We start from the raw sequence: 24,859 nt of genomic DNA on the forward strand, positions 1-24,859 counted from the left end.
GGACGAGAAGGAATGGCGGTCCTCATGTGGGAACGCAGCACACGACCACGGGCGACTTCCCACGAGATAACACGACCGTAAGGGTAGATCGCAGGGTCGTCACGTTTGAACAGGCCTCGTTTGCACCTTCTCGACGCAGAATAGGTACCGCACTCACATACTTAATAGTGCTCTTCCGGAGCATGTCCTTCTGACCACCGAGCCTAGCCTCATGGATGCCTTCCGTACTTCTACCCTCCCAATCCTCTGCCTTCTTCCACTGGCCCTCGGGGTACTGGCCGGCTGTGACAGCAGCGATTCGGGAATGAATGCAGATCAGCCTCTCCGCCAAGTGAGCTACGACCTGTCGGCCCAGTCCAACGACGGGGCGCTCTCCGACGGCTTGAGCGCCACGGCCACTTTTCGGGAATTGGGCCCCAACCAGACACTCGTCACGCTTGAACTCAACGGTGGAGCCACAGGCACAACCGTGTCCCACCCCGCGCACATCCATAACGGCGCCGCCGGGTCGGGAGGGGGCATCGAGATCTACCTCAGCCCAATCGACGGCACCGGCGGAGGGGGGACAAGTGCTCGGGTCGTAGATCGATCGTTTGATAATCTTGCCGACTTCGACGGATACATCAACATCCACGAGAGCGCCGCGAACCTCGGCAATGTCGTTGCGCAGGGCAACATTGGGGCCAACGCCGACGGCCAGCCCAGCGAAGGCTTCAACGTAGTGGACAATCCCCAATCAACGACGTACTCACTGTCCGCCAACCCGAACGATGGCAGCGTCGCTCCGGACGGCATTCCAGGACAGGTGACGTTTAACGAGGTGACCAACGGAATGACAATCGTCACCTGGAAGCTCAATGTCGACGGTGCAACGGGAGCGGACGTATCCCACCCGGCGCACATCCACAACGGTGTGATCGGCGGATCGGGAGGGGGCATCGAGATTTACCTCAGCCCTGTTGACGGCACCGACTCTGCGGCTCGGAGCAGCAAGCTCGTCAACCGCTCCTACGACAACCTGACGAGCTTCGACGGTTACGTTAACGTTCACCAGAGCGCCGCGAAGCTTGGCAATGTCGTCGCGCAGGGCAACATCGGTGCCAATGCCAGTGGTGGCGACGATGGCGGCGGGGGCGGCGGTGGAGGTGGGGGCGGCGGATACTAGTGCATCCCCGCTTAGCGTCACGTATCACACGAACCGGAAAAGGGACCGTCCGACCACGTGTCGGGGGGTCCCTTTTCCTGCTCGTGTTTCTGCCCCGTATGTCCATTTGGACCGACGGGCCTGCCTCCGATCACCTTCGTTACTGCATTCCTGTGTTACTGCATTCCTGCTTCCAATGGACGACGAACCCGCAATTCCCAACTCCAGCGTCGAGGACGTGCTTGAGGCGAAGGGCGCCCTCCACGACCCGACCACCGTGCTCACCGCCGCGCCCCAGGACAGCGTCTACGACTGCATCGACCGGATGGCCGAGATCGGGGTCGGCTCCATCGTGGTGACGGCCGACGGCGCCATCGCGGGCATCTTTACGGAGCGCGACCACATGCGCAAGATGGCGCTGGAGGGACGCGCCCCCAGGGACACCGCGGTGCAAACCGTCATGACGGAGGACGTAGCGACCGTCACGCCGGCCCAGTCGCTCGAAGACGCCCTCGACCGAATGCGCGACCTGCAGTGCCGTCACCTGCCGGTGGTCGACGCCGACGGGCAGCTTAGCGGCATCATTTCGATGCGCGACTGCATGCGGCAGCTCTCGGAGGCGGCGAAGTCCAAGGCCCTTCAGCTGATCGAGTACATGGAGGAGGAGTACGTCGTGCGCCAGTACGGATAGTCCACGATGGGACTCGGCCGGTGGGGCCGTGGCTGCCCTCCATCGGAAAAGGCCACACGGGCCGGCGCGGCGGCTACGACGCGTCGGTCGCGGCCGACCCGGACACGGCGTCAGACAGGGGCACGTCCATGCCCAGCAGCTCCGCGCTCCGGTGCCACAGGCGCTCGGCGGCCGCCCGGTCCCGGGCCGCAGCCGCCGGCGTGGTGGGCGACTGCCCCGAGAAGTACCGCCCCGAGACATCGGCCGTATCGGGCGACACGGCCACGTGCAGGAGCTCGGCGGCCCCGTCGGCCACCGACGAGGTGCCCGGCACCACGCCCAGCATCTGAAACAGGCCCGAGAGCGGGCCGGGCAGGAACCGTCCGAACTGGCTTCCGGGGACGAATCCGGGATGGAGGCTGTTGGACACGGCGGGGCGGCCCGCGGCGTCCAGGCGACGGGCCAGCTCCGACGCGAACAGCACGTTTGCGAGCTTCGAGTGGGCGTAGGCCCCCATTCCGGAGTACCCGTCGACGGTGCGCACGCGGTCCAGATCGAGCTCGGCCCCGCGGTGGGCGTCGGAGGCCATCGTGACGACGCGGGCGTCCTCGCGCAGGTGGTCGAGGAGCTCGGCGGTCAGCAGGTACGGGGCGAGGTGGTTTACGTAGAACGTGCGCTCGATGCCCTCCACGAGCCGCCCCTCCCGAAACAGCCCCCCGGCGTTGTTGAGCAGGAGGTCGAGCCCGTCCGTTTCCGTACGGACCGTCTCCGCCAGCGTACGGATCGCGGCGGCCTCCGTGAAGTCCGCCGCCACGAAGGCCGCCTCGCCTCCCTCCTCGCGGATGCCCTCGACGACCGCCTCTCCCGCCTCGCGGTCGCGGCCGTGCACGATCACCTCCGCCCCGAGCCGTCCCAGCGCATACGCCGCCACGCGGCCGATGCCGCTCGTGGAGCCGGTGACGAGGGCCGTCTGTCCGGTGCAGTCGATGTCCGTGACGGTCGCGAGAGACTCGGGGCGTGTGCTCATTGGATCGTTGAGGATTGAGACTCAGAACGGAGAAGGGACAGTCGTACCTACGCGTCGGCGTTGCGGCAGCGTAGGGAGTAGCGGTTGTACTCGTGGGCCCGGTCCGGATCCCGCGCCATTGCCCGCAACACGTCTATGGCGCGACGGAGCTGTGCCGGGGTGGCGTTCGCGCAGAAGGGCGGCGTCACGTCGGTGTCCCACTTTGTCCCCACCGCCACGTCGTACGCGATGCGCTTGAAACAGTGATCGAACCGCACCGGATAGGCCCCCGACGCGGCCTTCGCGGGAAGAATGTCCTCCGCGAGATGCTCCATCGTGCGCACGAGCCCCGAGGGCGTCTCGTCGGGCGACGCAAACAGGCACGTCTGCTGGGGCATCGGCATGCTCTTGTTGGCTTTGGGAGGACGGGCGTCGATGGGGGCGTTGCGATGACCGGCGCGAACGCCCGCGTCCTCACGGCCGAATCTTGCGCGCGAGCCGCCCGAACGCCTCGGTGTCGGGGCAGTGGAAGTGCCGCCCTCGGTACTGGAGCCGGACCCGCTGATGGCGGTCCCGCGCGCTCTCCCAGTAGTTCGACGGGGGGCAGTTGTCGAACCAGTAGAGGGTGCAGTTCCGGGAGTGCTCCACGATCTCGTCGGTTCCGTCCCAGTCGGTAAAGTAGAGGACCACGCGTCCCTCCAGGTCCCACGCAGCCCCCCGATCGTCGTTGACGAACCGCATCGGGCCCGGGTCAAACTGGGCATCGATGCGCCCGTTGGGGCACAGGAAAATGTCGATGTCGTCGCGGAGGAGGGCGCCGGTGGCAACCTTCGAGTAGAACACCGCCTCGTCGCGGCAGGAGGGCGAGGTGTCGACCAGCAGGGCCAGCCGGCGCTTCGTGTAGTCCATCTTACAGTGCTGGAGGGGCCGGCGGTCGATCTGCCGTCGCATGATCTTGCGCGGGTCCCAGAACTCGTCCCCGGGCACCTGTTGGTAGCTCATGTCCTCGGCCACCTTGCTTACGAGGCGGGCGAACATCGACGCGATCCGGTGGTCCTCCCGGTCCGAAGGCGTCCACTCGGTGTCGGCCGTGCCCTCGTTGATCTCGTAGGCGAACTCTTGGAGCTCCTCCTCCACCTGCTCGGCGCCGTGCGCGCGACGGTGCTCGTCGGTAAAGAATTCCTCCTCGTCCGCTTGCTCCTCATCGAGGGGAGGGGCCTCGGGCGGATCCTGGACCTGCTCGATCCACGACCCGTCGTCGGGGTCGTCCGTGAGGGCCTCGTCGTTGACCTCGCGGGCGGCCGCTCTCTCCTCGTCGGAGGGCGCCTGCGGCGGAAGCGTGTCCGCCGCCTCGTCTGGATCAGCAGGGTCGGGCTGGGACTCAGTCGGGTTGCGCCCCGGGTCCCCGCTGTCGGACGGCCTCGCGTCGGGCACACCGGTGCTGGGCGGGCCGGTCTGTTCGGGGGGGCCGCTCCCGGACTCGGAGGCGCCGTCCGGCACGGCGCTGGCCCCGGCGGACTCATCGGCCGCCCCCGATTCCTCCGCCCTTCCGTGCTCCGGAGGGACCGACCCGTCCTGGTTCGGGTCGGGCTCAGGGGGGTGCTCCGCGGACGGGTCGGGAGTCCCCTGGTCGTGGTCGCCCTGCCCCGGCCCCTCGTCGCCCGGGGGCGCGTCGGGGGGCGACTCCGGGGCGTCGGTCGGTACCTCCGCCTCCGACGACGTGGGCGTGCGGAACGGCGCGTCGGCCACGGGCCGCCAACGGCGCTCTACCGCAGGGGACGATTCTTCGTCCGCCGTCGCTTCGGAATTCGGAGACGCATTGTCGGGGGCCGAGTCGGGCATGGCAGGCTGGCGGGTGTGGCACAGTGCGGGACGCTACCCGGTAAACTCGTCGAGCGTCTGGTCGATGTTGCCGATGAGGAGCTCTGCGCGATGGGCCGTAATCTGCCGGCCCGACATCTGAGTCCCCACCGTGAGGTGCCCGTCGCGGTAGATGCTCTTGACTCCGTCCTCGATGCGCACGAGCTTCTTGCCCGGACTCGGGCGGTCGTCGGAGGGGCGGACCACGCCGAATCCGTGGTCCTGCACGAGCGTCTTGGCGGGGACCTGCACGGCCGCCTTCCGGCGCAGGGAGAGCTTGGCGTTGGGGAGCCAGTGCTGGAGGTACGATTCGAGTGCGGGGTCGAACGGCCCGGTGACCGACACGACGAGGTAGTCGTTCTCGTCCCCGACGAGGCCCATTAGCAGTCCGTCGAAGAGGGCATAAACGGCGTCGCCCTCCAGAATCAACGGGTCGGCGTGCGCCTCCGCATGGTCCATGAACGCGTCGTACCCCGAGACCTCGGCGGTCTCGACGGTGTCCTGCTCGCTTTGGGTCCAGTAGTCGAAGACGCCGGCGAAGTACGGATCCGCCACGGGCTCATCGGCGTGACGGGCCTCTACGACCCCGGCCTGCTGCGTCCCGAGGCGGGCGAGCACGGGCGTCGGCAGGTCCGCAGGCCCCGCGATGTCGGCCTCGTTCAGCCAGGTGCCCCGGAACAGGTCGTCGAACGTGTCCCGCCGGGCGGTCGGCACGATGATCTCGGCGCCCATGTCCGGCGTCCAGCGGAGGTGCAGCCCCTCGTAGCGCCCGATAATCTCCTCGTCGGCGTAGGAGATGAACTCCAGCCCCCGCTCCTGCTGGAGCAGGCGCAGGTCCGCACGGGTGGCGGCCTCCTCCACGAACACGACCTCCCCCGGGTGCCCCCACAGCTCGGCCGCGTACCCGTCGTGCTCCATGAGCGGCACCGGGGCGTCGAAGGTGATGGTGTCGCCCTGCACCTGCACGCGCCCGAAGCGGTCCGGCGCCTCCGCCGGGGACTCCTGGCGGGTGAGGGCGTCATAGACCGAATCGGTCCCTTCCAGCGCGGCGAACGCAGCCTCCAGGTCCGGGGTCTCGTCGTTTTGGGGCGGCGTGTACCCCTTCACGTCCGCCATGGGCGGCAGGCGCGCCCCCTCGTCCCCCTCTCCGTTGGACGCCGGCGCCTGGTTCGGAAGGTCGACCGGGGCGTAAGCGGACGGATCCAGCGGGTCCGCGTCGTGCCCTTCAGTCCACCCTGCGTCCTCCCAGTCGGACGTGTCCACGTCCTCGGCCTTCTTCAGAAGCCGGTGGTTGTCCCGGTCCTTGGTCACGTAGTCGAGCACGAGCTGGTCCCAGTCGGCGTCGTCGGGCCCGAGAACGCTGATTGCGTCGAGCAGCTGCTGCAGTTCCTGAATCGTGCAGCTTTTCTCCATCATCGACAGCTCGCACCGCACGTAGAGGTTGACGGCCGCCTCCAGATACGGGTGGCCGCCGTGCGACCGGCGCAGCGCCTCGCGGACGAGCGACGGGTGCAGCGGCTCGAAGTGGAGGTACGGCATCCGCCGGTGGGCCGGCCCGGACAGGTCGCGCTCGTCGTTGAGCGTGATGCAGACGTAGAGGTTGTCCATGTTCGCCTGCACCTGGATGTCGCCGTAGTTGACCCGCCCGTTCTGCAGAAAGTCGAGCAGGAAGGCGTCGGCGGTGGGGCGCGTCTTGTCCCACTCGTCGAGGATGAGGAGCGTGTTGCCCTCGTGGCTGGCCCGGACGGCCTTCGGCAGCTCGCCCCACTGCTTCTTGATGCCGCTCTCCGCATTCTCGTCGGGGAGCAGATCGAGGATCAAATCCTCCTCCCGGCTGCCGGGGCTCACCTGCTTGAAGAAGGTCTCCATGTCCAGGATGTCCCCCAGCACCTCCAAGAGCCACGTCTTGCCGGTGCCGGGCGGGCCGAACGCGAAAAAGCCGCCCAGGGGGTCGGTCATGAGGGCGGCCATCACGCTCCGCGCCCGCTCCCGGGAGCAGATGTATCCCGCATCATTGAGGGCCGTGTGGAGCGCGTCGACGGTAAGGGCCTCGACCGGGTCGTCCGGGGCGTCGGGCGGCCGCGTGTCAGGGGTGGAGTCGGCCATCGGAGCCATACAAACAGGAACTACAGAAAAGCGCGTCGCGACGAGCGCCTAGTCGCGGCTGAGTGGCGTCCCGAGAAACTCCCGGAAGATGTTGATCAGAACGTCGATTCCGAGGGATACGCCCGTACTTCGGAGGGCGCGGCCGGGGGCCCACGTCCCTCGTTCCCAGCGCGCCTGGGCGAGGGCACCGCCGTAGGTGGCGGCGACATTCGGGGCGTTCGGCACGCGAGCGCCGGTGGGGGTCCGGGCAATGAAAGGGGATAACACTGCGTGCCGAAGCCGAGCTCCCGTGCCGCTGTGGCGGCCCAGGCGGGGACGAATGTCAAGGTGTAGGGCGGCGGCCAGCCCGTGCATCGTGCCGGTCTGGAGCACCGATTCTCCGGTACTCGACCCGACACGGGCCGCGTACCCGCCGACCGTCTCGCCCCAGGCGCCTGGATCGTCGTCGAGGTGCGCCCCGGTGGCGGACCCGATGCTCTTGAAAAAGAACCCAGGGCTCAGGACGTCGCTCCGGAGCGCCGCCCAGCGTGCATCGGCCTCTCGCCGGTCGGGGCCAGACGTCTGGGCGATGGCCGCCGGGGGCAGCGCCACGGCACTGCCCAGCAGCAGGACTCCCAGCGCGACGATGGGCAGGCCCGTCCGGGAACGAGGCATGAAGGGGTTACTCCAGGTGGTGATAGTCGAGCTCGTGGTCTTCGTCGACGGCCTGCTGGACGCGGCGAGAGGGCCGGCCGGCCGCCTCCATGCCAATTTCCATTCCGCCGTCGCCCGTGGGGAGGCTCCGAATGTTCTTCCGCAGGTCGGGGTCTTTCGCCTCGTAATCGGTGCGGGCGTGGGCCCCCCGCGACTCTTTGCGCTCCAGTGCCCCCCGCAGGATCGTCTCCGCCGTGGTGAACATGAAGCGCAGGTTCTGCGCCCGCTCGTAGCGGCGGCTCGTACGGTCGGCCTGGACCTGCAGGTCCTCGGCGTCGGCGCGGAGCCGTTGCAGCTTCCCGAGGCCGTTCAGGAGACCGTCCTCGTCACGGAGGATGCCCGCGTGCTGCCACATCAGATCGCGGAGCCGATCCATGATCTCGGCGGGCGTGTGGCCTCCCTCAGCCGCTGCGAGCGTGTCCTGGGTGGCGACGTGGTCCCGCACCGCCGCGTCGGAGAGTGACGGGCTCGTGCGGCTGCCCAGCGTCTCGGCGATGTGATTTCCGGCCACCTGACCGAAGACGACGGTCTCGATGAGCGAGTTGCCGCCCAGGCGGTTGGCCCCGTGCACGCCGGCCGTGCATTCGCCGACGGCGTACAGGCCGTCGACCTGCGTCTGGGCCGTCTCGAAGTCGACCTCGATGCCGCCCATCGCGTAGTGGGCCGTCGGCGCCACCTCCATCGGCTCCTCGGTGATGTCGATCCCGTGCTCGGCAAACTCCTCCACCATGCGGGGGAGCCGGTCGTGAATGTAGTCGTCGTCGCGGTGGGAAATGTCCAGCAGCACGGCGTCATCCTCCGTGCCCCGGCCCTCACGGATCTCTTGCTCGTTGGCACGGGCCACAACGTCGCGGGCGTCCAGCTCCATCTGCGTCGGCGAGTAGCGCTCCATGAAGCGCTCGCCCTCCGTGTTGTAGAGCCGCCCGCCCTCCCCGCGAACCGCCTCGGTGACGAGGTGCCCCGCCTCCGCCTCCGGCTTCACCTTGCCAGTGGGGTGGAACTGCACGAACTCCATGTCGCGCAGCGGCACGCCGGCGTTGAACGCCAGGGCCTGCGCATCGCCCGTGTTCTCGTCGGTGCGCGACGAGCTGCGGCGGTACAGCGAGGTGTGGCCGCCCGCCGCGATGACGACGGCGTCCGCGTCGAAGGCCACAGGCCGCCCCGCGTCCATGTCGAACCCGACGGCCCCGGCGGCCTGCCCGCCCTCCACCATCAGATCGGTGATGTACAGGTTCTCGCGGTACGGGACCTCCAGGTCCATCGCCTTCTGGACAAGGGTATCCATGAGGGCCTGCCCGGTGCGGTCGCCCACGAAGCAGGTGCGACGGAAGGACTGGGCGCCAAAGTAGCGCTGGTTAATCTTGCCCTCGTCGGTCCGGTCAAAGTCCATGCCCCACTCCGCGAGCTCCCGGATGCGGTCCGGCGCCCGCTTGCAGAGCGTCTCGACGGCCGTGGGGTCGTTCACGAAGTGCCCCTCGTCGAGGGTGTCGGCGGCGTGAATCTCCCACCGGTCCTCAGGGTCGAGGCTGCCGAGGGAGGCGTTGATGCCGCCCGCCGCCCAGATGGTGTGGGCGTCTCCGTGGGCGCGCTTGCCCAGGACGAGGCAGTCGACCCCCTGTTCGGCCAGCTCGATGCTGGTGCGGAGCCCCGCCCCGCCGGCCCCAATGATGAGAACACTCGTGGATACGGTCTCGGGGTTGGAAACAGTGCTCATAGAACGTGCTCTGATCGTGCGCTTGCTTGCTAACACTGCCACAACGGACGCGGGGGGGCCCGGTATTCTTTATTTTCTGCTACGACTGAGGAATAGAAAGAACGTAACAGCTGTGGCGATCTCGTTTGCAGAAGCAGCGCCGCGCGCCCAGGCGCCGACGGAGGTCCAGCGTCCTTCCCCACGTCCAACACTGAGCGAGGGGGGCAGGGGCTTACACCTCGACGACCAGGTCGGACCGGAAGCCGGGGTTCTCGTCGCCGTGCCCCTGCGGATTGGACAGCACCCGCGTGCCGCCGAGCCGATAGTCGAAGGAGGCATGGACGTGCCCGTGGACCCAGAGCGCCGCGCCGGAGGCCTCGACGAGCGGCCCCTGGCGGGCCACGAAGGCGGCGCTGGTGAGGCTGTCGGCGTACCGCGGGTCCACGGACCGGCGCGACGGGGGATGGTGGGTCAGCACCACCGTCGCCCGTACGCCGGACGGCGGTTCCGCAAAGCGATCCTGTAGCCACCGGATCGACGTCTGGTGAATGCGCGCCGTGTCTCGGGGCCGGAGCGCACGGCGGGCGCGGAGCAGGTGGATGCGCCGGTAGTCGTCCACGTCGGCCCGGCAGGCCCGCATCGCACGGGCCCGCCGCCCCTCGAACAGGGTAAAGTCCGTCCAGAAGGTACATCCCAGAATCCGGAGGTCCCCGAGCACAATCTCGTCCCGTTCGAGGAAATACACCCCGTCCGGGTTCGCGTCGCCACGGGCCGCGGCGGACGGGTCGTCGGCGGCACGTCGTAGCGCGGGGAGCGTCGCATCGAGGCAGCCGTCGTAGTGCTCGTGGTTCCCCGCCACGCACACGACCGGGCGCTCCGGAAAGGTGGCCCGCATCCATCGGATGGCCTCCGGTCCTCGGTGGGTATCGCCCGCTATGAGAATTGCGTCGGCGGGCGGGTCGGCGGCCCGGCGGCACAGGTCGGGCGGCCCGTGGTCCCGGATGTGGACGTCACTGAGGATGCGGAGGCGCATTGGCAGGGGAACTCCTTGAGCGCAAATTGCAACGGGCACACGTCATGAAAGGGCACGGGGACGCGCCTCCGACTTTTCCGAGCGCACCCGGGGCAAGGAAACAATGGGAGACCGCCCCCGGCAGTGGAGCCCCCCTCGCCCCCTTCACGGACCGGTGCTCCGTCTCAGACCGTCTTTTCCTTCGCTCTCCCGGAGGAAGGCGTGTCCCCCGCGACCTCGTGCGACGGCGGCGCTGCCCGTGAGGAGTCAGCCGCCCAGAAGAGAAGAACGGTCTCTCTCGCCCTGGGCCGGGCATCAACGGCGATCGAGGAGACGCTCCCCGCAGAGCAGGGCCCCCGTGTATCGACTCGGCGCGTTATCCCGACGGCCCACCGCGCTGGGGGCCCGGTTGGTCTCAGGCCCCGAACCCGTAGGTCGACCAGTCGATCTGAACCGACGCTCCGACGGGAGACAGCTCAACGAAAGGGCTCTCAGGGGGCGCCTGTTTGAGAGGCTCCTCTGAGCCACGGTTTCTTTCGAATGTATAGACCGGTGCAGCCATGCGTTCTTTTGGTTTGGGTGCAGATGGGCTCTGCACAAGTGCTCGCGTCTCCACGATGCATCCCGCCCTGCTTCTGGCGGTCGGCCTGGCGCTTCTGACGGGAGGGGCCCACCCGGCTTCCGCCCAGTCACAGGATACAATTCGGGTGGCCGGGACCGTGCTTGCCCCCGACGAGGCGGCGCAGGCACGGCGGCTTCTGCGGGCGGAGCTCGGCCCGACCTCTCGCCACTGGACGCGGCTCCAGGACTCAACCAAACGCTTCGCAGCGGCCAAGACCGCCTTTCAGATTGGCCGCGTGGCCTACCCCCGCGCCTGGTCCGACTCGGTGCTGACGTTTCTCCGCGAGGCGGGCACCCGGCACCCAGACCCGGCGGTGCGGGCGGAGTTTCTCTTCGGGGGGCTTCAGGTCGCCTCCTCCGCCGAGCGCGGAGAGACACAAGACCAGTTCTACAGGCGCCTCACCGACGGCCACGAGGGCACCCACTACGCCACGAAGGCCCGGCGCCTTTTTGATCCTGACAGTCAGATCCAGGCCGGAAAGCCGCTCCCGGACTTCGAGATTCCGGCCCTCTCAGACCCGACGGCCACCTATACGAAGCGCGATTTCGAAGGCCAGACCGTCCTGATCGATATCTGGGGCACGTGGTGCGGGCCTTGCATCCGGGCAATGCCACACCTTCACGAGGCCTACCGGACGCACGGCGGAGAGGACTTCACCATCCTCAGCGTCGCGATGCGGGACACCCGGGAGGCCGTGAAGCAATTCCGCGCTCACAAGTGGGAGATGCCCTGGGACCACGCCTTCGTGCCGAAGGGAAGCGACCTGCAGAAGAAGCTGCGGGGCCGGTTCGACATCCAGGGACTCCCGGCCACCATTCTGGTCGGGCCCGACGGCCAAATTCTGCGCGTGCACCGCGGGGTCGGGAGCGGAAAGAAAATGGCCCGGGCAATCTCGGAGGTCCTGGCCCAGGATCTTGATTCGGAAAACGCCCCTTCGGAAGGCGCCCATTCAGAAGACGCCAGCGGACAGGAATCGAACGCATCCCTGTAGACCGGCCGTCTAGGGCCCCAAGGGCTTGCCTGACGCGGACGTGGCACGTGCCGGGCACGCCCGTGGTGCCCCTGGCATGTCCTCCCTCACCGGTTTCTGCACCGGACGCCGAGCAAACACCTTTCACGCACTCTCCTCTTCTCCCCGACTCGCCATGAGCCGACTGCTCTTCCGATGTGTTCTTGCGCTTTTCTTCGCGGCCTTCCTTTCCGCGGCGGCGACCGTCCCGGCGGCGGCCCAGGGGCCGGACGGACCGTCGGGCGACACGGACGGATTCGAGAAAATCGACGGCACGAAGCTGGCGCCCGCGACGCTCTCCTACGACGCCACGATGAAAATAGACGGCCGGCCCCGAGATCTCTCCTCGACGCAGACCTTCGCCCGGACCGCCACCGGCGGGGCCGACACCTGGACGCTCGTAAACACGATTGAGACCCCTGGGGGACTCCGCACCGACTCCCTAATCGTGGACCGCTCCTCCCTGCTTCCCATCTCGCGACACCTCCGCGGGCGTGTTGTGATGGACCTCACCTACACCGGCCCTTCCACGGCGGGTGGGATGGCGGCCTCCGGCACCATGAAGCGCCGGGGCCAGTCGAAACCGATCAGCAAGGACCTGGACGGCCCAACCCTTGCGGGAGGCGTTCACGACGTCGTTGCCTTCGGCGCGATGCCGCTGGAGCCGGGCTTCCGGGCGGCGCTCCGGGTCTTCTCTCCGCAGGACCAGTCGGTGAAGCGGGCCGAATTCGAGGTGACCGGCACGGAGACGGTCGAGACGCCCGCCGGCACGTTTGAGACCTACGTGGTCGACCTGAACGTCGGCGGCGGATACATCACCGGCACCGTCCACCTCCGCAAGACGGCGCCCCGTTATTACGTCAAGTGGGCGACGGAGGTGGCCACGGGCCAGGGCACCCGCACAATCCGTCAAACCCTGTCGTCAATGGAGATGCAAGCGTCCCCGGATGCCAAGTAGGACGGTCGCTACACCACGCCCAACCGCATGCCCCCCACCTACGGCCCCCGATCCGGCTTGAAGGCCTCCGCCGCCGCTGCATCGTCCGGCCCCACCGTGCCGCGGGCCGCCTCCCGGAGGGCCGCCGCCCGGTGCAAGTCGCCGCGCACCATCACCCACTCGACGTTGCGGGTATTTCGGATGTCTGCCAGCGGATTTCCGCGCACGACGAACAGGTCCGCCCACTTGCCCACCGTCAGGGTGCCGAGCCGGTCCCCCCTCCCGACAGCCCGCGCCCCGTTGATCGTGGCGATGCGGAGCGCCGCGGCCTCCGGGATGCCCGCCCGCACGAAGGCCTGCAGTTCCCGGTGCACGCCGAAGGGCGCCAGGTACTCGCCCCAGCTCGGGTGGTCGGTGCCCAGCGTGATGAGGCCGCCGCCCCCGGCCTCGTAGAAGGCCTTGATGCGGTCGAGCTTCAGCTCAAAGATGCGCTGGAAGCGCGGAACGGGCGCCTGGTAGTCCTCTTCCGCGAGCACAGACCGCAGGTATGGCGTGAAATACTGCTGGGCGTCCGGCCAGTCGGCGTAGACGTCGGACTCGCGCGTGCCGTAGTAGCCGTACGCCGAGATGGTGGCGTCGAAGTAGACGTTGTGCTCCCGGAAGTGCTGCGCGATCCGGTCGAAGGCCGGCTCGTCGGGGGTGGCGGTGGGGAGCGCGTCGTAGGCCCCGGCGGTGTCGGGCAACTGGGCCCCGCCCAGGAAGTGCTCGATGCGGTCGATGCCCATGTCGATGGCGGTGCGCGGATTCACGCTCTGGCCGGAGCCGGACCCGAGGTGGCCCGTCACGGTGGCGCCGTGCCGGTGCGCCTGATCGATGAGGGCACGGAGGAGCTCGGCCTGGAGCCGCTTCGCCTTGAAGTGCTCCACCCCGCGGGCCGCCCACCGGTCCACCTCCCGGCGAATGCTGGCGGGCGTGCGGGTCGTGTCCCAGCCGGGACGCGCCTTGCCAAAGTAGGGGCCGGACGTGAGCATGCGCGGCCCGATCCGGTCGCCGCGCGCAATGGCCCGCCGGACGCGGCGCATCTTTTTCGGCTGCATCTCCCCCGCGGTGAACGTGGTGGTGGCGCCGTTGGCGAGGTACAGCAGCGGGTAGCCCTCCGTCTCCTCCACGCGCCCCGCCCCAAAGAAGTCGACCGCGTAGTGCGCGTGCAGGTCGACGAGCCCCGGCAGGATGACGTGGTCGGGCCCGAGCCGCACGATCCGGGCCCCGGTCGTGTCGAGAGCCGTCGCGCCCCGGTCCACGATTTTGCCGGCCCGCACGACAATGCCCGGATTGTCCGTGAGGGTCGTGTCCGTGGCGTCGAACAACTGCCCGCCCCGAAGCACGGTCGTGGGTTGGGACCGGGCCGTTTCCAGCCCGACGCCGCCCGCCAGGAAAATGCACAGGAGAGCGACAAGTGGGCGGATACGGACGGGCGTCATGAGGGCGGCGGGGACCGACGGGCAGAACAACACATGCACGCCACGGAACGGATCTCGTCGGCGTCAACGTTCCCCCAAACAGCAAAGGCCCGCTCCAGATCGGAGCGAGCCTCTACGTCTGCTACCAAATGGCAGTGCGTCTCAAGCCGTCGAGACGCTTCGGGCGCCGTTACAGCGCACCACTGGTCTCGTCGGCCGGGGCAGCGTTGAGGGCGCTGAGGCCCTTCTCCGTCTGCTCCGTCTCGTACTCAATGGTCTGACCCTCTCGGAGGTCTTCGCCGGAGGTCATGCCCGAAATGTTGTTTGCGTGGAGGAAAACGTCCTCGCTCCCGTCGAGAGGCTCGATGAAGCCGAATCCGCGGGAGGTATCGAAAAACTTAAGCTTACCCTTTTCCATGTAGGTATACCTAATCTATGTTTGGAATGCCTCACCTCTGGGTGACGACCCGGCAGCGAGGGGGATTCCGTCTCGGCAGAGTCACACTGTGTGATGACGCGTATTTGATGTGAAAGCTACACCCATCAGTCCACTCGCAGTTCCCTAAGGGAGACGCCCGTGCTCCGTATTCACGGAGTCGCCTTCTTTCCCCACCGCCCCGCGGTCAGCCGCTCGCGTACTCTCGCACCCCGGCGGACTCCACCATCAGGTCGAAGAGGTCCGTGTTGCGGGTAAACGAGCCAATCACTTCGCTGCCCGGGCCCAGGGCGGCCAGCTGCACGTAGTCGGACGTGTGGTCGCCCCCCAGCCAGTTGACGGACGTGTAGTTGGCCTGGATGGCCCCGAGCAGCAGGTCGGGGGCGCTCTTCTCGCGGTAGGCGGCCCGGTACTCGCCCCGCAGCGCGTCCTGGAGGAGCTCCGCCTCGTCGCGGCGGATGGGAAACTGCCACGCCTCCTCCACGCGGTCCTGAATCTGCCGGTAGGTGCTGTTCGCGTCGAGCTCCGAGAGGATCCAGCTGTTGGTGTATTGGAAGTCCGCGACCCGGTCAAACATCGGGTTTGACTGGTTGTAGCGGTCGCCGGCGGCGTTGATGCCGGGGTTGGCGTTGCCGTGGTCGGTGGTGATAATGACCAGTGTGTCGTCGCGCCCCTCGACGAACTCAAGCACACGCCCGATGGCACGGTCGAACTCGATCTGGTCGTAGATGAGGCCGCCGGTGTCGTCCTCGTGGGCCGCGTGGTCCACGCGTCCCCCTTCAATCTGAAGGAGGAACCCATCGTCGTTCCGGTCGAGGCGCTGGAGGGCCGCGTCGGTCATGTCGGGGAGGCGCGGCACCTGCTGCTGGTGCGACGGGATGTTCTGGTGATCGAGGACGTAGGGGAGGTGGGTGTCGTAGAACGTGCCCAAGAACGCCCCGTCATGTCCCCAGTAGCTCAGGTCCTGTTTCGACCGGGCGACCGTGTAGCCCTTGTCCGCAAAGTGCTGGTGCAGGTCCGTCCCGTCGCCCCGGTGGTCGGGATCGAAGTGACGGGCGCCGCCCCCCATGAGCACATCGTACTCGCGCTCCAGGTACTGCTCCGCAATCTTGTCCTCGCTCCACCGCTCGGGCATGTTGATCCCGAAGCCCGCCGGGGTGGCGTGGGTGATGCGGGTGGTGGTCACAAGGCCCGTGCCCCGCCCCGCGTCGCGGAAGATCTCGAGGATCGTCCGGTACTTCTCCCCATCCTGGCTCATGTTGAGCGTCTCGTTGAACACGCGGTGGCCCGAGCCCCAGGAGGAGGCCCCCGCCGCAGAGCCGGTGACGACCGAGTTGGCGGCGGCCATGTCCATGAGGCCGTGCCGCACGCGGCCCTCCTCGTAGAGACGGAGCCAGTTCGACCGCCGCCCCTCGTGGCGCCGGAGGTGCAGGTCCGCCATCGTAAGCGTGCCGGCACTCATGCCGTCGCTGACCAGAAAGATGACGTTCTTGGCGTCGCCCGGGGCCTCAACGTTCGAGACGTCGGTGCGGGCCTGCCCGCGGGCCGTGCCGGCCATGCCGCCGGTGCCGAGGGCAAGGGCCCCGAGGGCCCCGGTCTTCAGAAAGTCGCGGCGGGAGGGCGCGTCGTCGGACGCAGCGGCGAGGCGATCGTGGTACGTGTCACTCACGACGGAAGCGGGGGAGCTTGGGTGGGAGAACGAAAAGGCACAATACGAAAACCAACGGAGAGCCCAAAGATCCCTGCCCCGCCGACGGCGGCGCATTACCAAAGGATGATTTCTCTAGTCCCCGTCGTCCCCAATCCGCCGCAGCTGCTCGGCTGCCGTCATCACGCGGCGGCCCATCAGAAGGCTCGTGAGCATGCTCGTGAGGCCGCCCGCAGCGAAGATCATGGCCATGATGACGAACTGGTAGAGCGCAGCGTAGACGGGATTCTCGCCCCCCAGGATCATTCCGGCCATGACGCCGGGAATCCACACCCATCCCAGGCTCTTCAGCGAGTCGACCACGGGGATGAGCGACGCCCGCACGCCGGTCCGCAGGTGCCGGGACAGTACAGCCGCGGGCGGCCCCCCGAGCGCGAGCCCCACCTCAATTTCGTCCCGCTTGTCGCGGAGCTCGTCCTTGAGGCGGTTGAGGGCCAGGCCGTTGATCTTCATGGCGTTGGCGATGACGAGGCTCCCCACCGGCACGAGGCTGCGCACCGTGGGCTCGATGGCGCCGGCCCCCGTCATCGTCACGATCACCAGGCCCGCCCCCACCGTGATCGCCAGAAACGAGACCTGCGTGACGCCCGGCAGCCCCGTCCCCCGCTGCCGCGAAATCCAGGTGGCCCCGCCCACCATGCCCAGCAGGATGAGCGCGCTCCAGGCGACGGGCACCGTCAGCAGCCCCCCAATGACGAGGCCGACGGCCACGATCTGCACGAAGCCCTGGGCGAACGCGATGCTCAGCTCTGCCTCCAGCCCCAGGCCGCGCCGGCGGGACAGAAGCACGACGAGGGCCGCCAGCACGGCCGCCGCCCCCACCTGGGTGAGTCCGGTCCAGACGATGGGGTCCTGGATGTGGTTGAGGAGGTCCTGAGACATTGACGTGTGATTTCATGCGGCACGCCAAAACGTTCAACGTTGGCCGTTCGAACGTTAAAACGCATCTTATCCAGAGAGCAAAGCATCGAGGGAACCCGTTGCCACTCCCCCACCATCATGCAGCCGCACCCCGCGGTGCCCCAGCCGGCGGGCCCGATCGGCGTCGTGGGTCACGAGGACGGCGGTGAGGGCGTACGCCGCCATCACGTCCGCCAGGAGCGATTCGACGCGGTCGGCCGCCGCGGCGTCGAGGCTGGAGGCCGGCTCGTCGAGCAGCACGACGTCGGGGTCGTTGAACAAGGTGCGGGCGATGGCCACGCGCTGGGCCTCCCCGCCCGAGAGGCGATCGGCGTCCCGGTCCGCGAAGCCCGACAGGCCCAGCCGGTCGAGCAACTCGTGGAGGCGCGCCTCATCCACCGGCTCGTCCCGCAGCGTCGGGCCCCACGCCACGTTCTCCGCCACCGTGCCCTCGATGAGCGTGGGCCGCTGCGGCACCCACCCGACGCGCCGCCGGAGCGTGCGCGGGTCGATCGTGCGGTAGTCGGTGCCGTCGAGGTACACGGTGCCGCCGGTCGGCTCGTCGAGGCGGTTGAGGAGGCGCAGGAGCGAGCTCTTGCCCGACCCGGACGGCCCGAAGACGACGAACACCTCCTCGGCCCGCACCTCGATCGACACGTCCGCCACCAGGGTCTGGCCGTCGACGACGCGGGTCAGGTGCTCCGTGGCAAGGGGCGGGGCCTCCGGCATGTCGGATCGAAATCAGCGAGAAGAACGCCGAGCGGCGGCGCCGTGTCGTCTACGTCGAATCGGTGGCCCACGGCCCGGCGCCGGCGATCACCAGCACGAGCGAGCCGAGCAGCATCGCCCAGTCGGTGCGCATCGCGTGCGCCATGCTCCAGAAGCCGTACTCCCCCAGCGTCCGCACCTCGAACGGCCCGAAGCCCTCGCCCAGCCAGATCGGAATTTTCGTCGTGATGATCGCCGTCGTCATGATCGTGGCCGTCCCCGCCGCGGCGAGCCGCGTGTAGAAGCCGATCAGAATGAGCAGTCCGCAGACAACCTCCGTCCCGCCCACGAGGCTTGCGACCCCCTCCGGCACCGGCCAGCCCATGTCGGCGAACCGGCCGGGGCCGCGCAGGACCGGATACAGAAACTTCTGGAGCCCTTCCGACAGGAAGACGGCCCCCACCATGAGGCGGACGAGGGGGAGCGTCCACCACGCGGCCCTGGACGGCGAACGGGATTGGGGGGATGCCATGGCGTGGATCAGACAAGGAGTGGATGCGCTGGAGGGGCCGAGCACTCAGTCAGTCTCTTCGCCTTGGATACCGGCCCCAATGAGACTATGCGCCGAACGCAGCAACGGGTCCCCCCAGCAGAAAAAGGGCACATCCGGCGCCAATCGCAACCAGGACGAGGCCGAGCACATTGCTCACCAGCACGTTGGCCAGCCCGGCCCACACCCGTCCCTCCCGCAGCAGCAGGAGGCTCTCAAGGCTGTAGGTGGAAAACGTCGTCAGCGACCCGATTCCTCCCGTAAAAATGAACACCCGCAGTTCTTCCGAAAACGAGTACTGGGCAGCGAGGACCCACAACCCCCCGATCAGGAAGCAGCCCACGAGGTTGGCCGCAAGCGTGCCCCACGGAACCGTCGGCGGCAGGCCCCATCGCGCGAGCACAGAGAGGCCGTACCGACACAGCGCGCCGAGGCTTCCGCCAAGGGCAATCCAGAGAAGCTTGAGCATACGAGGAGAAGTGGGTAGCGGCTCAACAAGTAGTGAGTCTTTCTGTTTGAACTGCGTCGCGTCTGGCCCACCAGCCTGGTCTATCCGATGATCAAAGAGACTTACGAGTGTAGAGAGTGTGGCTCCTCGAACATCGTCAAAAACGGACACAGCGCTAGCGGCTCTCAGCAGTATCACTGCAAGGACTGTGGAGCGCACAAGGTTCTCGATCCAGAGCCGCGAGGCTACTCCGAGGAGGAGAAAGAGAAAATCCTCCGTGCTTACCGCGAGCGCGGGTCAAAGCGGGCAATCAGCCGGATATTCGGCATCAGCCGCAATACATTGACCCGGTGGCTCAAAAAAAGGGACGAGAATCCGATTCAGTAGCCGAAGGGCTCCGGCCTGCTGAGGAAGGCGATGTCCTTGAACTCGATGAATGCTGGACGTATGTCCGAGAGCGGGCGAATAAACGGTGGCTGTGGGTTGCTCTGTGCCGGAGAACCCGGCAGGTCGTGGCATTTGTGATCGGAGACCGTTCGGCCAGAACCTGTGCTCGGCTCTGGAGCCGGATTCCGGAGGAATACCGTCAGGGCAGAAGCTTCAGCGACTTCTGGAAGTCCTATCGCCCAGTGTTTGCGGGCGACCCCAGCCACCGGCAGGTCGGAAAGTCCAGTGGTGAGATGGCCCACGTGGAAAGATTCTTCGGGCGACTGCGCCAGAAGCTGGCCCGGTATGTCCGCCGGACGCGAGCGGCCTCCGAGTCAGAACGGATGCTCCATCTGACGACGAAACTGTTCGTGGAGTGGTACAACGAAGCCATCACTTAACATCTATCCGCTACCGAGAAGTGGAAGTCTCACGTCGAAACGAAGTCGACAAACGCCATTCCGCAGCACTCACTCCGCCGCACCGGACGGGCAGGGCCGAGCGTTCTCGGGAGGTCGTCGTGCGGCAGGTCGACCCTCTGGAGCAGGGCCCCGAACGGGTTCGAAATCGTGGAAGAGGCCGGCTGAACCGTCATCGGTCTGTTGGGAATGTCTCGTCAATCCAGTCAGCCAGTTCGTCGCGGATGCGACGAAAGGCCGCCCGCTTCTCCTCCTCGGCACCCTTCACGGCCGAGGGGTCCTCGAAGCCCCGGTGCAGATTTTTCTTTCGGGCGGGGATGTACGGGCAGTTCTCGGCGGCGTCGTCACAGACGGTCACGACAACGTCGAGCGGCGTGTCGTCGTATGCCTCGATGGGGTCCGACGTATGGTCCGAGACATCGATCCCGATCTCGTCCATCACGGCCACGGCGAACGGGTTTACCCCCTCGGGATTGGTGCCGGCGCTGTGCACCTCGTAGCGGTCGCCGTAGCGACTGCGCAGCAGGCCCTCCGCCATCTGCGAGCGGGACGAGTTGTGGGTACAGACGAACAAGACAGTGTCCATGGAAAAACGGGTGTGACGGAGAGGATCGGCGGATCACATCTGCGACGCCGCCTCCACGTAGAGCGACCGCCAGATCCACAGCCGGTCGAGGCCGATGTGCATCGGCTCGTCGCCGAGGGCAACGAGGCTCTGGTGCACGTACACCGTGAGCCCGCCCCGCTCGGTCTGCTCGTAGGCCTCCGGATCGTCGGGCCGCTCGACGTTCACCGTCGCGAGGTCGACCCGCCCGCCACAACACCCGTGCTGGGGCCGCGTGCGGATGGCGAGCACACCCCCCTGCTCACGGGCGTAGGCGGCCGCCTCGTCGTCGATGGTGAGATCCAGCTGCATTTCTGCAATGGGCGTGGCAGAACGTTGGGCAAGTGAGAATCAGGCCGTGGCCATTCGGGACTCGAACTGCGGCCGCGTAGCATTGGCGATGCGGACCAGGGCCAGCATGACCGGCACCTCCACCAGCACGCCCACCACGGTGGCCAGCGCTGCCCCAGAGGCGACGCCAAACATCGCGATGGCCGTCGCCACGGCCAGCTCAAAGAAGTTGCTAGCCCCGATCATCGCGGCCGGGGCGGCCACGTCGTGCGGCACCCGCCAGCCGTAGGCCCAGCCATAGGCGATGGCAAACACGAAGAAGGTCTGCACGACGAGCGGCACCGCAATCAGGGCGATGTGGAGCGGGTTCTGGAGGATCACCTCGCCCTGGAAGGAGAACAGGAGCACGAGCGTGAGCAGCAGGCCGACCATCGTCACCGGCCCGAGCCGCTCCAGGAAGACATCGTCGAACCACTCCTCTCCCTTTGCCCGGATGATCAAGGTGCGGGACAGGGCGCCCGCCACCAGCGGAATTACGATGTAGAGGCCCACCGACAGCAGCAGCGTGTCCCACGGCACGATGACGTCCGAGAGCCCCAGCAAGAACGCGACGATCGGCGCGAAGGCCACCAGCATGATGAGGTCGTTGATCGACACCTGCACCAGCGTATAGGCCGGGTCCCCGTCCGTCAGGTAGCTCCACACGAACACCATCGCCGTGCAGGGGGCCGCCCCCAGCAGGATTGCTCCCGCCACGTACTCGCTCGCCACGGCCGGCTCGATGAACGGGGCGAAGATCCCCTTCAGGAAGAGCCACGCAACCCCGAACATCGTGAACGGCTTGATGAGCCAGTTCACCACGAGGGTCACGGCAATGCCCTTCGGGTGGCGCCGCACGCCGAGGATGCTCTTGAAGTCGACCTGCACCATCATCGGGTAGATCATCGCCCAGATGAGGACGGCAATCGGCAGGTTGACCTGTGCCACCTCCATCTCCCCCAGCACGTTGGGCACGGCCGGGATCAGTTGGCCAATCGCCACGCCGGCGGCAATGCACAGGGCCACCCACAGGCTCAGGTAGCGTTCGAACACCCCGAGCCCCTCCTGCGCCTTCTCGGCGGTGGCGTCCAACGTGTTTGGGGGATTCGTCTCGCTGTGGCCGTTGGTGGACGGATCGGGGGAGGCGTCCGTCGCGTCGGGAGCGGCCGTCGGGTCGGGCATCGAGTCGGTGCGGTTCGGAACAGGCAGACCGGAAGAAGCGGGCCGTGCTACGCCGTGGCGTCCGGGCGGCGGCCCACCACCGTGACGCTTTGCAGGGCGGCGTCGCCTGCCCGAAAGCGATCGAGTTCGGCGGCGCCTAGGTGCTCGGCCAGCAGCTCATCCGGCAGCGAGATGGGCTTTTCGGTGGCGATGTGCACGTCGGAGAACCCCGCCTCTCGAAGCCGGTCCAGGTACATATCTCGTTCCATCGCCCCGGCCACGCAGCCCACGTACAGCTCGGCGGCCTCACGCAGCCCGTCGGGCAGGGCCCCCGCGTGCACGACATCGGACACCGAAAACCGGCCGCCGGGCCGCAGCGCCCGGTGCATCTGGGCGAACGCGGCCTCCTTGTCCGGCACGAGGTTGAGTACGCAGTTGCTCAGAATAACGTCGAACGCGCCGCTCTCGACCGGTAGGGCCTCGATGTCTCCAACCTCGAAGGTGACGTTGTCGTAGTCCAGTGTGTCGGCGTTCGCCCGGGCCTTCGCGACCATCTCCTCAGCGAAGTCGACGCCGTGGACGTGGCCGTCGGGCCCCACGGTGCGACGCGCCACGAAGGCGTCCATGCCCGCCCCCGAGCCGAGGTCGAGCACACGCTCGCCCGGCTGCAGACCCGCATGATCGGTGGGGCGCCCGCAGCCGAGGTCCAGGTCGGCGTCCGTGGCAATCGCGTCGGCGTAGTCCTCGCTCATGTCGACGTCCAGGCCTGCCTCCCCAGAGCCGGACGGTCCGCAACAGGAGTCGTCGGCGGTCGCAAGGGCCGCGTATTTGGCCCGGACGGTCGATTTGAGATCGTCGGCGGAAGCGTGAGGGCGGGTCATGGCCATTAGCAACAATGTTGAGAGGGCTGTGAGAGCGACAGGGCGTCGAAAAAGTCGCCCGTGTCTTCGCTGAGGGCCCGCATCGCCTCCGGGTTGAGGCAGTAGCAGGTCCGCCGTCCCTCGATGGTCCCCTGAATCAGCCCGACCTCCTTCAGCGCCTTCAAGTGCTGGGAAACGGTCGACTGGGCAAGCGGCAGGTCGTCCACGATTTCGCCGCAGACGCACTCGTCGCGCTCGGCCAGCAGCCGGACGATGGCCACACGGGCCGGGTGCCCCAGGGCTTTGAAGGCCTGGGCAAGGCGGCGATCCGCATCCGTGAAGGCGGCGTCGGCGGTCGCGGGCATGGGGGGCACGCATTTTGATCGTTTATCGTCGATATACGATAAGTGCAGAAGTTGGGGATGTTTCGCACCGTCTCCCGATGCCACGCCGCCGAGGGGGACGGTGGGGAACTGAACGATCCACGCTGTTTTTCGTCGCGAGTGAACGGCACACCGCCCCGAATGCCCCGCCCAGCCATGCTTCCGCGCCCCATCCGCGTTTTGCTTCTCCTCGGAGGTCTCGGCCTGGGACTCTCCTCCGCCCCGCTTCATGCCCAGCAGGTGCTGGTCGACGACCCGACGAGCGTTCCTCGCGGCGCGGCCCAGTTGGAGGCGTGGCACAGCGTGGAGGAGTCCTGGATGGCCCCGGCCCTGCGGGTGCATCCAACCCTGGAGCTGGCCGCGGGCGCCGCGTTTCTCGCGACCGGGATCGAGGACCGGCGGACCGTGGAGTACAGCGCGGAGGGAAAACTGCTTCTTCGCCCAGGGTCGGCGCACCGGATTGGGGTCGCGGCCGTCGGCGGGGTGGGCGTCCGCCAGCTCGGCGTGCCCCGGGATCGACCGGCCAGTGTCTACGGGTACGGCGTCGTTAGTCAGGACCTCGGGGCCGGCCTCACCGCCTACCAGAACGTCGGGTGGGTGAACGAAGAGAATGGGCCCCACGAGCTCACGTGGGGGGCCCGGCTCGACTGGTCTCCCCTCGACCGGGCCACCCTCATTGGGGAGGTGTACGGGGAGGGGCGCTCGAATCCCTCGCTGCAGGCCGTGCTGCGCACCGTGCTCCTGCCAGACCGCATCGAAATGGATGTGTCGGTCACGCGTGGCGGGTCGGTCGACGGGCGGAGCACGTGGGCCACCCTCGGGTTCACCTTCATGTCGGCGCCACTGTACCCGTAACCCCGGTCGCGTGCTCGGGGGCTGAATTCCTTCCGGCGCTTCAGGCCCGCCTCGCTGCGTCGCCACGGCCGCTGGGTCGTGCCCTTCGGCGCCTGCGTTCGTAGATCTCATCGTCCAGTGCGGCCGCGCGGGCCTGGATCGGGATCACGAGCAATCATTGGGAGGAAGAGGGGCCGCACTGATCCGTCTACGTTCACGCCATCAGGGATTCTCCCGATACCCGTATGCCGGCCTCCTCTTCGTCCGACACCCGCAACGAAGGACGGCTCATGCAGGCGGCCCGTGCCGCCGCGTCGCTGGCCGCCCGGCTCACCACGGCCGCCGGCGCCTTGGCGGGCACCTCGGCCGGGGCCGGGCTGCTGCTGTGGAGCCTCCTCTGGTGGCCTGTGGGCAGCCACTTGGCGTCCCTCGTGGGGGCCGGGGGCACATTCGTATTGCTGTTGGGCCCGTCGGCCGTCCTTGCTCTTTTCTACCTGGGCCTTCGCGACCTGCGGGCCCTCCCGGACCGGCTGGCCAACCGGACGGCCCGCACCGTCGAGCAGTCCGCCGACGCCGCCGAGGCAGTGGCCTCAGGCCCATCGGGGTCGGGCCTGTTCGGCCGCCTGTGGGGGATCGCAACGCAAATCTGGGCCCTCCGCGGCGTGCTTCTGGAAAACCGGGCGCTACTCGTCCGCTACGGCGCGCTGGTCCGGTTCGTCAATCCGGGCTTCCTGCTTCTGGTCGTGGGGGCTGCCGTCGCCACGGGGCTGCTCGTGCCGGGTGCCCTGCTCGCCGTTCTCGTGGTCGGGCTTGTGTAGGCGTAACGTCTCTGTAGGTGCAACGTCCCCGGCCCGCCCCCGTACCGAGAACACAACGGCCC

The 24,859-nt window shown here is 67.8% G+C and carries 26 protein-coding genes; 7 read left to right on the top strand and 19 right to left on the bottom strand.

What is annotated here, in order from left to right; genetic code table 11:
* Nucleotides 1–211 precede the first annotated feature (211 nt).
* Both SRU_RS12800 and SRU_RS12805 read left to right on the top strand, forming a co-directional pair.
* Nucleotides 212–1,165: a CHRD domain-containing protein gene (locus SRU_RS12800; protein WP_011405155.1), complete on the top strand. Its 954-nt coding sequence runs from the start codon at nt 212–214 to the stop codon at nt 1,163–1,165.
* 175 nt (nt 1,166–1,340) lie between these two features.
* Nucleotides 1,341–1,835 (top strand): CBS domain-containing protein, encoded by a 495-nt coding sequence (locus tag SRU_RS12805; RefSeq protein WP_043552617.1) that lies wholly within the window; start codon nt 1,341–1,343, stop codon nt 1,833–1,835.
* Between the two features lie 73 nt (nt 1,836–1,908).
* On the opposite strand, the gene SRU_RS12810 is transcribed toward SRU_RS12805, so the two are convergent.
* The 7 genes from SRU_RS12810 to SRU_RS12840 all read right to left on the bottom strand — a co-directional run bounded on the left by SRU_RS12810 (nt 1,909) and on the right by SRU_RS12840 (nt 10,205).
* On the bottom strand, nt 1,909–2,841 hold the full coding sequence (locus tag SRU_RS12810; protein ID WP_011405157.1) for an SDR family NAD(P)-dependent oxidoreductase: 933 nt from the start codon (nt 2,839–2,841) through the stop codon (nt 1,909–1,911).
* Nucleotides 2,842–2,888: 47 nt separating this feature from the next.
* Entirely contained in the window at nt 2,889–3,224 is a 336-nt protein-coding gene (locus SRU_RS12815; RefSeq protein ID WP_118829345.1) for a GCN5-related N-acetyltransferase, read from the bottom strand.
* 70 nt (nt 3,225–3,294) lie between these two features.
* Complete coding sequence (locus tag SRU_RS12820; protein ID WP_011405158.1) at nt 3,295–4,662, bottom strand: hypothetical protein; 1,368 nt, start codon at nt 4,660–4,662, stop codon at nt 3,295–3,297.
* Between the two features lie 33 nt (nt 4,663–4,695).
* Complete coding sequence (locus SRU_RS15650) at nt 4,696–6,786, bottom strand: ATP-binding protein (RefSeq protein ID WP_262504699.1); 2,091 nt, start codon at nt 6,784–6,786, stop codon at nt 4,696–4,698.
* 48 nt (nt 6,787–6,834) lie between these two features.
* A complete protein-coding gene (locus tag SRU_RS12830; protein WP_011405160.1) occupies nt 6,835–7,440 on the bottom strand; it encodes a hypothetical protein in 606 nt (201 codons plus the stop codon).
* Between the two features lie 7 nt (nt 7,441–7,447).
* Nucleotides 7,448–9,193, bottom strand: coding sequence for an L-aspartate oxidase (locus SRU_RS12835; protein ID WP_011405161.1), 1,746 nt, complete (start codon nt 9,191–9,193; stop codon nt 7,448–7,450).
* Between the two features lie 211 nt (nt 9,194–9,404).
* Nucleotides 9,405–10,205 carry a metallophosphoesterase gene (locus tag SRU_RS12840; protein WP_011405162.1) on the bottom strand — a complete coding sequence of 267 codons (801 nt, stop codon included), beginning with the start codon at nt 10,203–10,205 and terminating at the stop codon, nt 9,405–9,407.
* Between the two features lie 539 nt (nt 10,206–10,744).
* Between SRU_RS12840 and SRU_RS12845 the strand changes: the two genes are divergently transcribed.
* Together SRU_RS12845 and SRU_RS12850 are read left to right on the top strand one after the other, a co-directional pair.
* Entirely contained in the window at nt 10,745–11,797 is a 1,053-nt protein-coding gene (locus SRU_RS12845) for a TlpA family protein disulfide reductase (protein WP_164923642.1), read from the top strand.
* A gap of 154 nt (nt 11,798–11,951) precedes the next feature.
* The gene (locus SRU_RS12850) at nt 11,952–12,773 is read left to right on the top strand and encodes a DUF3108 domain-containing protein (RefSeq protein ID WP_164923643.1); all 822 of its coding nucleotides are present in this window, start codon (nt 11,952–11,954) and stop codon (nt 12,771–12,773) included.
* Nucleotides 12,774–12,811: 38 nt separating this feature from the next.
* On the opposite strand, the gene SRU_RS12855 is transcribed toward SRU_RS12850, so the two are convergent.
* From SRU_RS12855 to crcB, 7 genes are all read right to left on the bottom strand, one after another.
* Nucleotides 12,812–14,233 carry an amidohydrolase family protein gene (locus tag SRU_RS12855; protein ID WP_221231646.1) on the bottom strand — a complete coding sequence of 474 codons (1,422 nt, stop codon included), beginning with the start codon at nt 14,231–14,233 and terminating at the stop codon, nt 12,812–12,814.
* Nucleotides 14,234–14,402: 169 nt separating this feature from the next.
* The gene (locus tag SRU_RS12860) at nt 14,403–14,630 is read right to left on the bottom strand and encodes a cold-shock protein (RefSeq protein WP_011405166.1); all 228 of its coding nucleotides are present in this window, start codon (nt 14,628–14,630) and stop codon (nt 14,403–14,405) included.
* Between the two features lie 205 nt (nt 14,631–14,835).
* Nucleotides 14,836–16,317: an alkaline phosphatase gene (locus SRU_RS12865; RefSeq protein ID WP_237701749.1), complete on the bottom strand. Its 1,482-nt coding sequence runs from the start codon at nt 16,315–16,317 to the stop codon at nt 14,836–14,838.
* A 114-nt stretch (nt 16,318–16,431) separates the two neighbouring features.
* Nucleotides 16,432–17,238 carry an ABC transporter permease gene (locus SRU_RS12870; RefSeq protein ID WP_011405168.1) on the bottom strand — a complete coding sequence of 269 codons (807 nt, stop codon included), beginning with the start codon at nt 17,236–17,238 and terminating at the stop codon, nt 16,432–16,434.
* 66 nt (nt 17,239–17,304) lie between these two features.
* A complete protein-coding gene (locus SRU_RS12875; RefSeq protein ID WP_011405169.1) occupies nt 17,305–17,985 on the bottom strand; it encodes an ABC transporter ATP-binding protein in 681 nt (226 codons plus the stop codon).
* Nucleotides 17,986–18,034: 49 nt separating this feature from the next.
* Nucleotides 18,035–18,496, bottom strand: coding sequence for a DoxX family protein (locus SRU_RS12880; protein ID WP_164923645.1), 462 nt, complete (start codon nt 18,494–18,496; stop codon nt 18,035–18,037).
* A gap of 85 nt (nt 18,497–18,581) precedes the next feature.
* The gene (crcB, locus tag SRU_RS12885; protein WP_011405171.1) at nt 18,582–18,983 is read right to left on the bottom strand and encodes a fluoride efflux transporter CrcB; all 402 of its coding nucleotides are present in this window, start codon (nt 18,981–18,983) and stop codon (nt 18,582–18,584) included.
* 87 nt (nt 18,984–19,070) lie between these two features.
* Between crcB and SRU_RS12890 the strand changes: the two genes are divergently transcribed.
* Nucleotides 19,071–19,789, top strand: a protein-coding gene (locus tag SRU_RS12890) for an IS1-like element ISSru3 family transposase (protein ID WP_076611408.1) whose coding sequence is annotated in 2 segments (ribosomal slippage) — nt 19,071–19,319 and nt 19,322–19,789 — 717 coding nt in all. Because the reading frame shifts where the segments join, the coding sequence is not laid out codon by codon here.
* A gap of 190 nt (nt 19,790–19,979) precedes the next feature.
* Here SRU_RS12890 and SRU_RS12895 read toward each other — a convergent pair.
* Genes SRU_RS12895 through SRU_RS12915 form a run of 5 tightly spaced genes read right to left on the bottom strand, consistent with a single transcriptional unit; the run spans nt 19,980 to nt 23,127 of the window.
* Nucleotides 19,980–20,393 (bottom strand): arsenate reductase ArsC, encoded by a 414-nt coding sequence (locus SRU_RS12895; RefSeq protein WP_011405173.1) that lies wholly within the window; start codon nt 20,391–20,393, stop codon nt 19,980–19,982.
* A 33-nt stretch (nt 20,394–20,426) separates the two neighbouring features.
* Nucleotides 20,427–20,723 (bottom strand): CC/Se motif family (seleno)protein, encoded by a 297-nt coding sequence (locus SRU_RS12900; RefSeq protein ID WP_011405174.1) that lies wholly within the window; start codon nt 20,721–20,723, stop codon nt 20,427–20,429.
* 39 nt (nt 20,724–20,762) lie between these two features.
* Complete coding sequence (gene arsB / locus SRU_RS12905; protein ID WP_202795382.1) at nt 20,763–21,923, bottom strand: ACR3 family arsenite efflux transporter; 1,161 nt, start codon at nt 21,921–21,923, stop codon at nt 20,763–20,765.
* Nucleotides 21,924–21,970: 47 nt separating this feature from the next.
* The gene (locus SRU_RS12910) at nt 21,971–22,783 is read right to left on the bottom strand and encodes an arsenite methyltransferase (protein ID WP_011405176.1); all 813 of its coding nucleotides are present in this window, start codon (nt 22,781–22,783) and stop codon (nt 21,971–21,973) included.
* Nucleotides 22,784–22,788: 5 nt separating this feature from the next.
* A complete protein-coding gene (locus SRU_RS12915; RefSeq protein ID WP_011405177.1) occupies nt 22,789–23,127 on the bottom strand; it encodes an ArsR/SmtB family transcription factor in 339 nt (112 codons plus the stop codon).
* Between the two features lie 159 nt (nt 23,128–23,286).
* Between SRU_RS12915 and SRU_RS12920 the strand changes: the two genes are divergently transcribed.
* Nucleotides 23,287–24,000 carry a hypothetical protein gene (locus SRU_RS12920; RefSeq protein ID WP_221405894.1) on the top strand — a complete coding sequence of 238 codons (714 nt, stop codon included), beginning with the start codon at nt 23,287–23,289 and terminating at the stop codon, nt 23,998–24,000.
* 224 nt (nt 24,001–24,224) lie between these two features.
* Complete coding sequence (locus SRU_RS12925) at nt 24,225–24,797, top strand: hypothetical protein (RefSeq protein ID WP_011405179.1); 573 nt, start codon at nt 24,225–24,227, stop codon at nt 24,795–24,797.
* Nucleotides 24,798–24,859 lie beyond the last annotated feature (62 nt).

Source organism: Salinibacter ruber DSM 13855 (assembly GCF_000013045.1).
Classification (GTDB): domain Bacteria; phylum Bacteroidota; class Rhodothermia; order Rhodothermales; family Salinibacteraceae; genus Salinibacter; species Salinibacter ruber.